Annotated in this window: 12 protein-coding genes; 4 read left to right on the top strand and 8 right to left on the bottom strand. The window is 38.1% G+C overall.

Features of this window, described 5'->3' with window-relative positions; all coding sequences use genetic code 11:
• Positions 1–220 precede the first annotated feature (220 nt).
• Entirely contained in the window at positions 221–1,765 is a 1,545-nt protein-coding gene (gene pruA, locus ACKVEV_RS11930) for an L-glutamate gamma-semialdehyde dehydrogenase (RefSeq protein WP_409366660.1), read from the bottom strand.
• 148 nt (positions 1,766–1,913) lie between these two features.
• Between pruA and ACKVEV_RS11935 the strand changes: the two genes are divergently transcribed.
• Positions 1,914–3,221 (top strand): sigma 54-interacting transcriptional regulator, encoded by a 1,308-nt coding sequence (locus ACKVEV_RS11935; RefSeq protein WP_409366661.1) that lies wholly within the window; start codon positions 1,914–1,916, stop codon positions 3,219–3,221.
• A 58-nt stretch (positions 3,222–3,279) separates the two neighbouring features.
• On the opposite strand, the gene yugI is transcribed toward ACKVEV_RS11935, so the two are convergent.
• From yugI to ACKVEV_RS11950, 3 genes are all read right to left on the bottom strand, one after another.
• On the bottom strand, positions 3,280–3,657 hold the full coding sequence (yugI, locus tag ACKVEV_RS11940) for a S1 domain-containing post-transcriptional regulator GSP13 (RefSeq protein WP_409366662.1): 378 nt from the start codon (positions 3,655–3,657) through the stop codon (positions 3,280–3,282).
• 88 nt (positions 3,658–3,745) lie between these two features.
• A complete protein-coding gene (locus ACKVEV_RS11945) occupies positions 3,746–5,398 on the bottom strand; it encodes a hypothetical protein (protein ID WP_409366663.1) in 1,653 nt (550 codons plus the stop codon).
• A complete protein-coding gene (locus ACKVEV_RS11950; protein WP_409366664.1) occupies positions 5,391–5,939 on the bottom strand; it encodes an RNA polymerase sigma factor in 549 nt (182 codons plus the stop codon). Before ACKVEV_RS11950 ends, ACKVEV_RS11945 begins: the two co-directional genes overlap by 8 nt.
• A gap of 246 nt (positions 5,940–6,185) precedes the next feature.
• Between ACKVEV_RS11950 and ACKVEV_RS11955 the strand changes: the two genes are divergently transcribed.
• Positions 6,186–7,526 (top strand): sodium-dependent transporter, encoded by a 1,341-nt coding sequence (locus tag ACKVEV_RS11955; RefSeq protein WP_409366665.1) that lies wholly within the window; start codon positions 6,186–6,188, stop codon positions 7,524–7,526.
• A 96-nt stretch (positions 7,527–7,622) separates the two neighbouring features.
• Here the strand turns inward: ACKVEV_RS11955 and ACKVEV_RS11960 are convergent, their stop codons facing one another.
• Positions 7,623–7,883, bottom strand: coding sequence for a DUF1871 family protein (locus ACKVEV_RS11960; protein ID WP_173479751.1), 261 nt, complete (start codon positions 7,881–7,883; stop codon positions 7,623–7,625).
• A gap of 73 nt (positions 7,884–7,956) precedes the next feature.
• Here ACKVEV_RS11960 and ACKVEV_RS11965 point away from each other — a divergent pair, with 73 nt between their 5' ends.
• Positions 7,957–9,129 (top strand): MalY/PatB family protein, encoded by a 1,173-nt coding sequence (locus tag ACKVEV_RS11965; protein ID WP_409366666.1) that lies wholly within the window; start codon positions 7,957–7,959, stop codon positions 9,127–9,129.
• A 435-nt stretch (positions 9,130–9,564) separates the two neighbouring features.
• Here ACKVEV_RS11965 and ACKVEV_RS11970 read toward each other — a convergent pair whose 3' ends face one another.
• On the bottom strand, positions 9,565–9,777 hold the full coding sequence (locus ACKVEV_RS11970) for a hypothetical protein (protein WP_409366667.1): 213 nt from the start codon (positions 9,775–9,777) through the stop codon (positions 9,565–9,567).
• Between the two features lie 24 nt (positions 9,778–9,801).
• The gene (locus ACKVEV_RS11975) at positions 9,802–10,389 is read right to left on the bottom strand and encodes a peptidylprolyl isomerase (protein ID WP_402926460.1); all 588 of its coding nucleotides are present in this window, start codon (positions 10,387–10,389) and stop codon (positions 9,802–9,804) included.
• A gap of 351 nt (positions 10,390–10,740) precedes the next feature.
• Between ACKVEV_RS11975 and ACKVEV_RS11980 the strand changes: the two genes are divergently transcribed.
• Positions 10,741–12,591 carry a transglycosylase domain-containing protein gene (locus ACKVEV_RS11980; protein ID WP_409366668.1) on the top strand — a complete coding sequence of 617 codons (1,851 nt, stop codon included), beginning with the start codon at positions 10,741–10,743 and terminating at the stop codon, positions 12,589–12,591.
• 203 nt (positions 12,592–12,794) lie between these two features.
• Here the strand turns inward: ACKVEV_RS11980 and ACKVEV_RS11985 are convergent, their stop codons facing one another.
• A complete protein-coding gene (locus ACKVEV_RS11985) occupies positions 12,795–13,358 on the bottom strand; it encodes a DUF5366 family protein (RefSeq protein WP_409366669.1) in 564 nt (187 codons plus the stop codon).
• Between the last annotated feature and the right edge of the window lie 109 nt (positions 13,359–13,467).

Genomic DNA, 13,467 nt, shown 5'->3' on the forward strand with positions numbered 1-13,467 from the left:
ATTCTCTCCCTACTAACTTATATTAAAAAACGATAAAAGATACGACTGTTTTTAAAAATTGAAAAAATTAGCTATATAATAGAAACAAAGCAAAATTTGTTTCCTAACTGCGGTTAGCAGCACACCTCGTAGGTGTTCTGTCTACGAGGCTTGCTAACCATTTTCTACTTACACTTAAACAGCCGACCTTTAAAATATGTTTTACACAAATCTGTGAAAATTAAAGCATTTCTGAAGTTGTTTTAGCTTGCATATGAAGTTGTAAGTAGTCTGGGCCACCAGCTTTTGAGTCAGTACCTGACATGTTGAAGCCACCGAATGGTTGGTAACCAACGATTGCACCTGTACAACCACGGTTGAAGTATAAGTTCCCAACGTGGAAATCTTCACGTGCTTTTTCTAAGTTCATACGGTTGTTTGTAATAACCGCACCTGTTAAGCCGTATTCTGTGTCGTTCGCAATTTCGATCGCTTCATCGAAATCTTTTGCTTTCGCGATTGCGACAACTGGTCCGAAAATTTCTTCTTTCATAATGCGAGCAGAACGATCTACATCGGCGAATACTGTTGGGTTGATGAAGTAACCAACTGAATCATCCGCTGTACCACCTGCTACTAGGCGACCTTCACCTTTACCGATTTCAATGTATTCTGTAATTTTATTGAAGGCAGCTTGGTCGATAACTGTTGCCATAAAGTTGCTGTTGTCAGATGGGTCACCAACTGTTAAAGCATTTGTTAGCTCAGCTACACGGTTTACGACTGTATCATATACATCTTCTACGATTACGGCACGAGAACATGCTGAACATTTTTGACCTGAGAAACCAAATGCTGATTTAACGATTGATTGAGCCGCAAGCTCTAAGTCTGCTTCTTTATCAACGACAATTGTATCTTTACCGCCCATTTCAGCGATGACACGTTTAATCCAAATTTGGCCTTCGTTATGTGTTGCTGCACGTTGGTTAATACGTAAGCCAACATCACGAGAACCTGTGAAGCTGATAAAGCGTGTTTTCGGGTGATCTACTAAGTAGTCCCCAACTTCTGCACCAGAACCTGGTACGTAGTTGACTGCACCTGCTGGTAATCCTGCTTCTTCTAATACTTCGATAAATTTATAAGCAACAACTGGTGTTGTTGAAGCTGGTTTTAATAAAACTGTATTCCCTGTTACTAGAGCGGCTACTGTCGTACCAGCCATAATAGCGAATGGGAAGTTCCATGGTGAAATGACAATACCGATTCCTAATGGAATATAGTCATAACGATTGTATTCGCCTGGACGGCTTTCTACTGGTTGGCCGTCTTTAATACGTAGCATTTGGCGACCGTAGTATTCTAGGAAGTCAATTGCTTCTGCTGTATCTGCATCTGCTTCATTCCATGGTTTACCAGCTTCTTTTGTTAAAAGTGCTGAGAATTCATGTTTGCGGCGACGGATAATCGCTGCTGCTTTGAATAACACGTCAGCACGAATCGCTGGGTCTACTTTTTTCCACGTTTTAAATGTTTCATCCGCTGCTTGCATTGCTTTTTCAGCTAATTCTCTGCTTGCTTTTGACACGCGGCCGATCACTTCTGTTTTCTTCGCTGGGTTATAAGACACAATTTTGTCTTCAGTCGTAATACGTTCACCACCGATAATTAGTGGGTAGTCTTGACCTAAATAACCTTCAACTTTATTTAATGCCTCTACATAAGCGTTGTAGTTTGCTTCTTGAGTAAAATCTGTAAATGGTTCGTGTTTGTATGGAATCATATGATATCCTCCTTTTGTGAGCTGTAAAAATTTAGTGTGCAAAAAACATTGACGCAAAATATTTTTGCGTATAAAATATTCTTACACTTATTATAATGCAAAATTTCGTTGCATATTTCAAGTAAAAAATTTCTGAGGTGCACATTTTATGAAAAATTCTGAACCCTTATTACCTTTTTATGAGTTTATTGCAACTAACGTATCCGTTGGTATACATGCGATTGACGTCAATGGGAAAACAATTATCTATAATTCAAAAATGAAAGAAATTGAAGGATTTCATTTTGATGAATTAGCAGATCGTTCAATCATTGAGTTGTTTTCCTTCCGTCAACATGAAAGTACTTTAATGCGGGTATTACAAACCGGTTTACAAGAAGTAAATGTGAAACAAACCTATTGGAATAAAAACGGACATGAAATTACAACAATCAATGATACATTTCCACTTTTCAGCGATAACCAATTAATTGGAGCGATTGAGTTTGCACGTGATATCACTTCTTTAGAAAAGCTAGTGTATCAACCTCTTCGCCGATACGGTGAGCCTATGACATTCGATATGATTACCGCTGTCTCAGAGACAATGCAGCAAGTAATCGCTAATGCTAAAAAAGCTGCCGCCGTAAAATTACCTATTTTGCTAATCGGAGAATCAGGTACGGGAAAAGATTTAGTTGCAGAAGGGATTCATCATGCTGCATCTTCTGATCCAGAAGCATTTGTTACACTCTTTAGTCGACGTTCAGCCAAATCAGTACTCGATAAAGTACATGAGTTATTACAGGACGATAAAGCATATACCTTTTTCTTTGAACGCATTGATTTTTTAAGCCTTGACATTCAGGAGCAATTATTAGAATTATTACAGTCACTTCCACAATCAAAATATATGCTGATAGGCAGTGTCGGCAGTGATCCGATTGCTTTAATAGCAGAGAACAAGCTATCAAAATCTCTCTATTATTTCTTTGCTACAATGTCCATTACCATTCCAAATTTAACAGATCGCAAAGAAGATATTTTACCGTTTGTTGATGATTATTTGAGTCGCCATCGCGAGCGTTTCGCATCCAATGTTTCAGAACTTGCACCTGATGTTCAAGCATTATTTTTACAGTATGATTGGCCAGGAAACTTGAAAGAACTTGAACTACTTCTGGATGAAATCGTATCGTTTATGACAACTGAATCAACCGTTACGTTCGATTTACTCCCTGTGCATTTTCGATTTAAGGCGCAAAACCAAGACACATCTGAGCGCGAACCAGAGTTTTTTATGTTCCAGCAACAAAATGAAGTAATGCCACTCGATGCTTATTTACGGGAAGCCGAATCCTATTATGTGCAAAATGTCTTAAATCTATATGAAGGCAATATTACAAAAGCAGCCGGTGCTCTCGGCATGAGCCGTCAAAATTTACAATATCGTCTACGTAAAATGAAAAAGGATTAATAATTATTTTTATATAAAAAAAACGAGGATATCTTCTCATGGAAGTATCCTCGTTTTTTTAGTGTCCTGACTGTTCGATCCAGTCCTGTAGTTTATCTTTTAGCGAATTAAAACCATTTGCATCGGATTCATCTACTCGATCCTGTAATGATTTTCGTGGTGGTGCGTCTTTTTTTCTAACTGCAGCGGGGCGTTCTTGTAAGGCACGAATCGATAAACTAATTTTTTCGGCCGCTTCATCGATTTCAAGCACCTTCACTTCAACCTCTTGCCCAACTGATAAAAATTCACAGACGTCTTTTACAAAGCCGTACGTAATTTCAGAAATATGCACGAGCCCTTGTGTATCGTCATCAAGTGCGACAAATGCACCGTACGGTTGAATACCTGTAACTTTTCCGGTCAATACGTCTCCTAATTCATATTTTTTTGCCATAACCTTTGCCCACTTTCTGTATGTTTGCTACGTATATATCACGTTAAATTATAACATACGTCAATATGTGGGGCAAAAAATCGTCCCATTAATCAATGATGCCCGATATACGATAGTAGCCACCCTCTTGTTGTGAAAATTTAAAAAGGAATTGTCTACCATACTGATGTTGCTCACTTGCTGTAACACGAGCCGCTACCATCCTATTTCCCCCGTCATATTCGCCAAGCTGACTAAAAACGTCTAAACTTTCTATCGTTTGCAACTTACTTCCATTGACTTCCGCATCTGGTGCTAATAAAGCATTTTGCACCGACTCATCGCCAATGGTTACAGCATATAAATAGAGCAAAGCAATATTAAGCGTGTGTAATTGATTTAATACAGCTTTATCATTATTTTTTTTATATTGTTCGTAGATGCCTTTTATTTGTTCCATGCTAGACGCATCCAGATCAACTACAGTAAAATCATTATCGTTTATTATATCTCCTGCTGTTTCTTGTCTTGTTTGTATAAGAATTGTCCAAATATCATAAGGTGCGAGTTGCGATAATGTAGCCGAGTGATTCAATTGCTGGAATTCTGCTAAAATCGTTGACGCAGTTTGTTTCATGACCTCACCATACTGTCCAGCGGCTATATCCTGTAAAAATTTTAAGTAGTCCGAATTAGGTTGCCCATCATCGTCAAAGGCTGGATATTGTTTAGTACCAAGTAATAATGTTACCCATGTATTTTTAAAAGTTTCTTGTAATAGCTTGTAATCTGAAGTATTAGCATTTATATCTGCCATTAGCGTGCGTTCTATTATTTTTAGCGATGTTGCTGTTTCCTCCCGCGTATAACGCAAATCGTCCACTTCCAGTAGGTATCCTGTTTGTAAATATTCGAAATACCCTAAAATATCCGGATGTAATTCATTTATATAAGGTGGCGCAAATTCGCCATGGATTGGATTGGCTTTAAAGTAAATCTTACCATTATCGTCTATTTTCAACTCCATAAATTGATTGTTTGCTGCTTCTATAATGGCTTCTAAATCAGCTGGATATTCTACATCACCAGCTTTCAGCAATAGTTGTTCATAAGGTTCAAGTAGCTTGCTGTAAAAGGTTTCTAATTCATTTACTGCAATTATATAGTCGCTATAAATTGCATACGATTCTCCAAAAGTTAAATTTCTAAAAGTTTTCATCTTTTCTATAGCTCGTTTTGGGGTTATTAATTTATTCGATAAACTTTCTTCCATGATTTCCACGTAGTTTGCATCCGTCAATCTCAACTGTAAATTCGTCGTTAAATAAAAATCTAAAAAGGAGTTGGCATTTTTAATAAAATCAAATGCTTCTAGTTCATCTTTAGAAACTTTTAACTCCTTCCTAATATCTTCCTTTTTACTATTAAATATTTTTGTAATCTGGTCAGCGATCTCTTCTTCTTCAGCTTTTTTGGCAGGTACATCTTGCGTTATTTCACTTGGCGGACTTGCTTGTTGCTTCATCGTATAGAGGGTCGCTAACAGCCCAACTAACAATACGCTAGCAACGCTCGCTAGCCAGACGATTCGCTTTTGCCATTTGACGGAGGGCTTGTGCGGAGTGGCATCCGTTTGTACCGCAAGTGCTTGTTCCTCTTCTGCAATTTGCTTGAAGACATTTGCTGGGTCTAATTGTTGGTCCATTCGGTCGTATGATTTTTTTAATAAGGCCATACGTCGGTCAAATTGTTTGTCATCCATTGTCAGCACTCCCCTCCAGTGTCAAAGTGACTTTTAGTTTTTCTTTTGCGCGCAAAATGCGAACTTTAACAGTCGATAATGAAATAGCAAGTACCTCTGCAATTTCTTCGTACTTCAACTCATGAAAGTAAAATAATACGAGCGGATAGCGATATTTTTCATCAAGTGCTTGAATGCTTTCATGCAATAGACGATCTTCCTCAAAATTGAGTACATGCTTTTCAGCAGAAGGGCTAGGGGCTTGTCGTTGCGTGTTTAACAACTCCTCCTTTGCCTGCTGTCGTTGCTCCTTCCGATAATAATCTCGTGTAGCATTGAGCGTCACTTTATAAAGCCATGTCGTAAAACGATCCTGCTTAAATTGATGTAAAAAGCGGTACAGCTTCACAAAAACTTCTTGTGAAACATCCGCTAAATCTCTACTATGTACGCCACATTGAAAGGCAAATTTTTCAACTGTTCGCTGATGGATGCGGATTAGTTCAATATAGGCTTCTTTATCACCTTGTTGTGCTCGTTCGATTAATTCAGACTCACTCACGCGTTATCCCTCCTTTTCTATGTAACGTCTAGCCTTTACTAATTGTTACATTTTTACTGAATTGTTAACAGTGCATGTTTTAGCGCAGGTTACTATGGCGAGCATCGCCGCGCAATTAAGTCAGTAACTACGGTACTTTTACTCGTGGTTGTCCTAAAAGTATCGCTAATCCAATTTTCAGAAATTTGCTTGTGTTATGCAATATTTACGGTAAAATAGAATTTTAGTATAAGGAGGCTTTATTTTGTGTCATCTAGAGATCAATTCACATCAAAAATAGGGTTTATTTTAGCTGCAGCCGGAAGTGCCATTGGTTTAGGGGCTATATGGAAGTTCCCCTATATGGCGGGAACGAACGGTGGAAGTGTATTTATTTTATTATTTATTTTATGTACATTTTTCATCGGTTTGCCGGTGTTAATTGCAGAATTTATGATTGGTCGTCGCGGGCAAAAAGATGCGGTGACGTCGTTTAAAGAGCAAGCGCCAGGAAAACCTTGGTTTTTAATCGGATGGGGCGGTATGATTATTGCCGGTTTAATACTATCCTTCTATAGTGTAGTAGGCGGTTGGATTTTAAGTTATTTAGGTCGTTTATTGACGTTCCAATTAACGACAAATGGTCATTCCGGAAATTACGCTGAGTTGTTTAGCACTATTATCTCTAGTCCATTTGAAGCTATTCTTGTACAAGGGTTATTTTTACTGTTAACGATTGCTATTGTATCAGGAGGCATTAAAGGTGGGATTGAGAAAGCTAGTACGTGGATGATGCCACTGCTATTTATATTCTTCGTCGTGTTAGTGATTCGTTCCTTAACACTGGATGGTGCGATGGCAGGCGTAAAATTTATGTTTGTACCGGATTGGTCTTACTTAAATGCCGAAACATTTTTAAAAGCACTCGGACAAGCATTTTTCTCTTTAAGCGTCGGTATTGCAGTTATGATTACGTATGCATCGTATCTACCGAAAACTGAAAAGATTGGAAATTCAGCTATTAATGTAGCGTCAATGAATATTATTATTTCGCTACTTGCAGGTTTAGTTATTTTCCCAGCTGTCTTCGCATTAGGCTATACACCTGATCAAGGGCCAGGGCTTGTTTTTATTATCTTGCCTGCAGTTTTCGAGCAATTGCCACTCGGAGGTCTTTTCCTAACGATTTTCTTTATCCTTTTACTGTTTGCCACAGTGACGTCTTCGATTTCAATGTTAGAAATTGTTGTAGCGATTGCCATTGGAGACAAACCAGAAAAGCGTAAAAAAATTGCCTGGATTGGCGGTATTATTATTTTCATCTTCGGTATTCCGAGCGCCTTATCTTTCGGAATTCTGTCGGATATAAAAATTTTAGATCGTTCTATTTTTGACTTTGTAGACTTTATGACAAATAGTGTCGGCATGCCAATTGGAGCCTTATTAATTTCTATTTTTGCAGGCTTTTACTATACGAAAGACATTTCAAGACAAGAGCTTGCTTCATCAAGCTTACTATTTAACATTTGGTTCGTGTTAATTCGCTATGTATCCCCTCTTGCGATTTTACTAATTTTCATTCAAGGGATTTTACCATTGTTTCAATAAGAAAATGAGGTTGTCTATATCGTTAAGACAACCTCACTTTTATAAGGAAAGAGCCATTTTTCATGTCTTTCCAATAATAAAACACGATATGTCGTTTTAAATAATGCATTTTGCTTCAAACTTAATGGCAATCAGTTTGTATGAGATGGCAACACAATCTTCAATCGGAATCCATTGCTCAAACGAATGCTCGTAAGTTTCTTGAATGACCTTTGCAAGTGCAGATGGGTCATCAATACTTTGTAATGCGGCAACAACATCTGCCGTTTCTGTATCATAATGCTCAGCACCGATATGGAAAGGATCCCACTCAGCTAGCAGATGTACGGCTGCTCGATTCATTTTTATATTTTCCAAAATACTCACCTATTATCCTTTAATCTTAATAGGTATGATACCATAGTAAAAAAAAAAGAAAAGAGTGATTTGCTTGTCTATTTTTGATCAAACATTAAATCGTCGCTTTACAAACTCAGTAAAATGGGACGCAATGGAGAAAATTTATGGTCTAAACGATACTACAGAAATTTTACCAATGTGGATAGCAGATATGGATTTTGCCCCACCAACTGCTGTTTCAAAAGCACTACAAAAACACGCAGAAGATGCGATTTTCGGTTATAGCTATGTCAGTGAAGAAGCTAAACAGTCGATAGTGGACTGGCAAAATAAGCGTTATAATTGGCATATTGAAAAAGACTCCATTTCTTTTAGCCACGGTGTCGTTTCGGCATTGGCAAATATTTTAACGGCTTTGACAAATGTAGGTGATAAAGTACTTATTTCAACACCTGTTTATCCACCATTTTTTAATATCCCAAAAGGTAATGGTCGGGAAGTAGTCACTTGTCCGTTAGTAGAGCAACAAGGAACATTTGTCTTTGATTTTGAGGCATTTGAACAAGCACTTAGCCAAAATGTTAAAGCTTACATATTGTGTAACCCTCATAATCCTGGTGGTTATGTTTGGGAAGAAGCTACGTTAAAAGAAATTGTTCGCCTATGTGCAAAATATGATGTACTTATTATTTCAGACGAGATTCATGCAGATTTAATGTTAGATGGGGCAAAACATACGCCACTAGCAAAAATTGCTGGCGATGAAATCGATCGCGTCATTACCTGTATGGCACCGACTAAAACATTTAACCTTGCAGGTATTCAAGTTGCCTATATCATTACGTCTGATAAGAAAAAGCGTGTGCAATTAGAGGCAGTCAATCTGGCTAGTGGTCAAGGGTCATTAAATAGCTTTGCACCTGTAGCATTACAAGCAGCATACAGTGAAGGATTGCCATGGCTTGAAGAGTTACTTGTCTATATTTCAAAGAATATGGATTATGTTATTTCAGAGTTAACTCAATTGCCTGGTGTCCATATCGCGAAGCCTCAAGGCACATACTTACTGTGGATTGATTGCCGACAATTAGGTATCGATGAGAAAGAAATAATGCAGCGTTTACTGGAAATCGGAAAGCTTGCATTAGAGCCTGGTTCAAAATACGGCGAAGAAGGCCGCGGCTTCCTACGCATGAACGTAGCCTGCTCATTTGATACTGTCAAAGATGCCGTGACCCGCTTTAAACTAGCACTGTCTCTATAAAGTGCCAGGCACCCAAACAATTAAGAATTTTCAAAAAAATAAAATAACCAAACAAAAACCCACGAAGAATCCTGAGGCTTACACTGTGCCAGGGAAACCGTAGTGGGTTTTTTCACTATAAAAATGCTAGTGCCAGGCACTCACACAATTCTGAATTTTGCAAGTTACCACGCAGACGCCTGCGGGAACAGCACTAGTTGTAAGACACAGGTATTCCTCGCGTTAACGAGGGTTGCGGCTTACACTGCGCCCACGGAAAGTGAAGTGGTTATTTGCGCTATAGAAAGTAAATATGATGCATTGAATTCACTAGTGCCAGGCACTCACACAATTTCTTTGCTCCTACGAAACTGCAACCCATAAAAAAGATAGACAAACTCTCCAAATTCGGCGAGTTTGTCTATCCTCTAGGCATTCTTATTCAGTTTGCCTTTTTTATACGTTTTGTTGATTGTTTGTACGATTTCTTTCTGCTAAAATACGTGCTTCGATTTCCTTAGATTTTAATTCCTGCTTTTTAGAAATTTTACGGAAAATCATAAATACGCCTGCGCAAAGAATAAGCATAATTAAAAATTCAAAAGCTGCTGGAATATACGCTGTTTTATCTTCAGGAAAATATAAAAATTGATACATTAAATGTTCCATATTTTCTACACGTCCTTACAATTATTATTCAAAAACTGTAATTGACTCAATTTTAACATCTTCAACTGGTTTATCGCGGTGATCTTTTTCTACATTTGCAATTTTATCAACGATGTCCATACCTTCCACAACATGACCGAATACAGAGTGTTTATGGTCTAACCATGGCGTACCACCATTTTGTGCATAGGCTTCGATAATTTCTTCTGGGAAACCAGCACCTTGCAGTTGACGAAGCATATCGCTTGGCAGGTGTTTCATTTGAACGATAAAGAATTGAGAACCGTTTGTGTTTGGACCAGCATTCGCCATTGAAAGTGCTCCACGTAGGTTAAATAATTCATCCGAAAATTCATCTTCAAATGAGTTACCCCATATTGACTCTCCACCCATACCTGTACCTGTTGGGTCACCGCCTTGGATCATGAAGTCTTGAATTACACGGTGGAAAATAATACCATCGTAATAACCTGATTTTGCATGTCCTAAGAAGTTTTCAACTGTTTTCGGTGCTTGTTTTGGGAACAATTTAATTTTGATAGCACCTAAAGTTGTTTTCATTTCTACTAGAACTTCGCCTTCTTGTACTTCTGTTGTTAATTGTGGAAACATTGAAGTCTCTCCTTTAAATGTAAAATTTCAGTTTCAACGAAAATGATTCTACTGCATCATTTCTGACCTCATATAAGTCTAACATACTTCCTAGCCGTTTTCTCCATCAAAGTATTGACGATTTTTGTACTTTTACAATCGTTCAGACGGTTAGATTGTAGAAAACGTAGAATCTTTCGTTTAAAACCCAATGGTAGTATAACCCAAAATGATGGTGGAAATGAACAGGCTCCTTTATGCATTTTCTTTTGATCGTTTAGTCCCCACGTAAATAGTTCTGAACGAGTATTTGGAATGCATCCAAAATATGCTATTCTGTTGAAAGACTTATGTTCAAAGTTGGAGGCATTTATGAAAAAAGTTTTTGGCTTTATTATTATTACGCTATGTTTACCTACCATTTGGTGGATTGGTACGAATATACGCACAGAGTTAAATACTACTCAAGCACACGCCCAACAAATCGAAAAGAAAATAGATGTGCCTGAAGTACAAGTACAGCTTCCTGTCACATTAATTGATCAGAACGGTCAAACATTTAGCGAAGAATATGTTGAATGGCGTCAGCCTTTAACATTACAAGAAATTCCACAAATTGCCCAGGAAATTTTTATTGCTAGTGAAGATGCTGATTTTTACGATCATATCGGCTTCGATTTTAGTGCTATTATACGCGCTGTGGTCGCTAACTCAAACGCCAATACAGCGTCACAAGGTGGCAGTACGATTACCCAACAGCTTGTTCGTATGCGCTATTTATCTGATGAAAAAACGTACGAACGCAAATTAACGGAATTGTTTTATGCCTATGAGCTTGAAAAAAAATACGACAAAGATGCTATCTTAACGATGTATTTAAATGAATCTTATTTTAGCAACCAAGTTTATGGCATCGGCAGTGCAGCGACCTATTATTTTCAAAAACCTATTCAAGAACTGTCGATTGCTGAGCTAGCTTTTATCTCCGCGATTCCAAATAATCCGTCACTATATAACCCGCTTAAAAATTTTGATGAAACAAAAGCTAGGCAGGAACGGCTACTCGATACACTTGCTGCAAGTGGTGCGATTACAAAAGAAGAGGCAACTTCGTCTAAAGCACAGCCCATTATCTTAAATGTTAAAAATAAAGTGCAAAGCTATCCAATGTACAGTACTTACGTTCTTCAAGAGTTACGCTGGCTAGTAGCTGACAAAGAAGGCTATACAGATCGATTACAAAACACGCAAAGTGAAGAAGAAAAAAAATCAATTCAAGCTCAACTAGACAGTCGTCTTAGTACGTTATTTCAAAGCGGTTTAACCGTTTATACTGCGCTTGATCCTACTAAACAGGCTCATGATGAAGAACGCATGACCGCTATTTTAGGAAAAGGTGAATTACAGGCAGCTGGTGCGGTTATTAATAATTCTTCTCGTGAAATCGTCAGCCTCTATGCCGGTAAAAACTATGAGAAATTTGATTATCATCGTGCGTATCAAGGACCACGCCAGCCCGGTTCAGCATTTAAGCCACTTGCCGTCTATGCACCGTTTTTTGAAACAACAACACATACCCCTGATTCAATCGTCAATGGTGGTAGCTATTGTGTCGGTTCTTTTTGCCCTCAAAATTATGGTGGTTATAAATATGGCGATGTGTCCATTCGCACAGCATTCCGCAATAGCTTTAATACGTCCGCATTGCGACTTTTTAATGCGGTAGGCGTCGAGACGGCATTTAGTTATCTTGACCGCTTCCATTTCCGCTCCATCGTTGCAAAGGATCATACGTATGCAGCTTCATTGGGTGGATTAACTTATGGTGTCACGGCACTTGAGCTTGCAGATGCTTACACAAGCTTTATCGATGGCTCTTATGTACTTGCACATAGTATCCGGAAAGTGACAGCTAATGATGGTACTGAGTTATATAGCTGGGATAAGGAACGTGATCAAATCTGGTCACCGAAAACGGTAAAATATATGCGCGAGCTACTTGCAGATGTTGTAGCTAATGGGACGGGGCAAGGTGTGTATAGTAATAGTAGCTATGTCGGTGCTAAAACAGGTACAACAAATGATTATCGTGATTATTGGCTAGCAGGATTAAATGATCAGTATACAGCTGCTGTCTGGCTTGGTTATGATAAACCGCAACCGATGGAAAAACTAGAATCGTATAAAATACATCACAAACTGTTTAATGTGTTACTAGAGTAATTACAAGAGCTCAACTAGCAATTTTCAGAATTGTTTCGGTGCCTGGCACTTTAAAAAGCACTTTAAAACCCACTTCGCTTTTCGCAGGTTCACCGTAAGCGACAACATCACTGTTGTGTCTTACGTTCTGTGCTCCGCTGAAAGCTACGTGGGTTTTCACTTGCATATTGTTAATTTTCAGAATTGTTTCGGTGCCTGGCACTTTATTTTGCAAAGGGTAGACTAGCCAGGACTCCGTTATATAGTTTTAAAATGACATAAACTAATAACGAGATTAATAATGTCCACATGAAAAGCTCAAATATGAGTAATCCAATCGTTCCGCCCATGGACATAAAAAGGCTCATTTTATAGATAAGATAAATGAAATAGATAAAAACTGTTAGCACAAATATACCCGCTAATGCATAAATCGATTGAATGGCAAAGGCTGAACACATAGCACCGATAAACAAAATGACATAGCCTCCACGTGCTTGGCTTACCGCCGCCCCTTCATTATCCTTCGAGAAAAATAACATCCCTAGTTCATGAATAGTTTCTCCTACTAATTTAAGCGCTGAAAACGCCATAAAAAAAATAAGCGCAAATACAATGAGCAGCATGACACGCAATTCAAAATCGGATAAAAATTCACGCATCCCTGAATACACACCGATTGCTCGAAATAGTTGTAACGCTTCCCCTACTGCATACATGCCAAACGTTAAACTAAACAACAAAATTGTAATTAATGGTAAAAAACCATATATATAAGGGTTCTTCATAAAAAATTTTTTCCTCTGTTTTTTTTGATAACTTCCTATTTATAATATAGCTAAAATTCCTCTGCTATCCAAGCTAAATCCTACTAGTGCATATGCATTCCCAACGAAA

The sequence above is a fragment of the Lysinibacillus sp. 38-6 genome (assembly GCF_046245175.1).
In the GTDB taxonomy this organism is placed as follows: Bacteria; Bacillota; Bacilli; order Bacillales_A; family Planococcaceae; genus Lysinibacillus.

Excerpts from the sequence above, each read along its gene's own strand:
- pruA (WP_409366660.1), bottom strand. The coding sequence starts at position 1,765 with ATGATTCCATACAAACACGAACCATTTACAGATTTTACTCAAGAAGCA.
- ACKVEV_RS11935 (WP_409366661.1), top strand. The coding sequence starts at position 1,914 with ATGAAAAATTCTGAACCCTTATTACCTTTTTATGAGTTTATTGCAACT.
- yugI (WP_409366662.1), bottom strand. The coding sequence starts at position 3,657 with ATGGCAAAAAAATATGAATTAGGAGACGTATTGACCGGAAAAGTTACA.
- ACKVEV_RS11945 (WP_409366663.1), bottom strand. The coding sequence starts at position 5,398 with ATGGATGACAAACAATTTGACCGACGTATGGCCTTATTAAAAAAATCA.
- ACKVEV_RS11970 (WP_409366667.1), bottom strand. The coding sequence starts at position 9,777 with ATGGAACATTTAATGTATCAATTTTTATATTTTCCTGAAGATAAAACA.
- ACKVEV_RS11975 (WP_402926460.1), bottom strand. The coding sequence starts at position 10,389 with ATGTTTCCACAATTAACAACAGAAGTACAAGAAGGCGAAGTTCTAGTA.
- ACKVEV_RS11980 (WP_409366668.1), top strand. The coding sequence starts at position 10,741 with ATGAAAAAAGTTTTTGGCTTTATTATTATTACGCTATGTTTACCTACC.
- ACKVEV_RS11985 (WP_409366669.1), bottom strand. The coding sequence starts at position 13,358 with ATGAAGAACCCTTATATATATGGTTTTTTACCATTAATTACAATTTTG.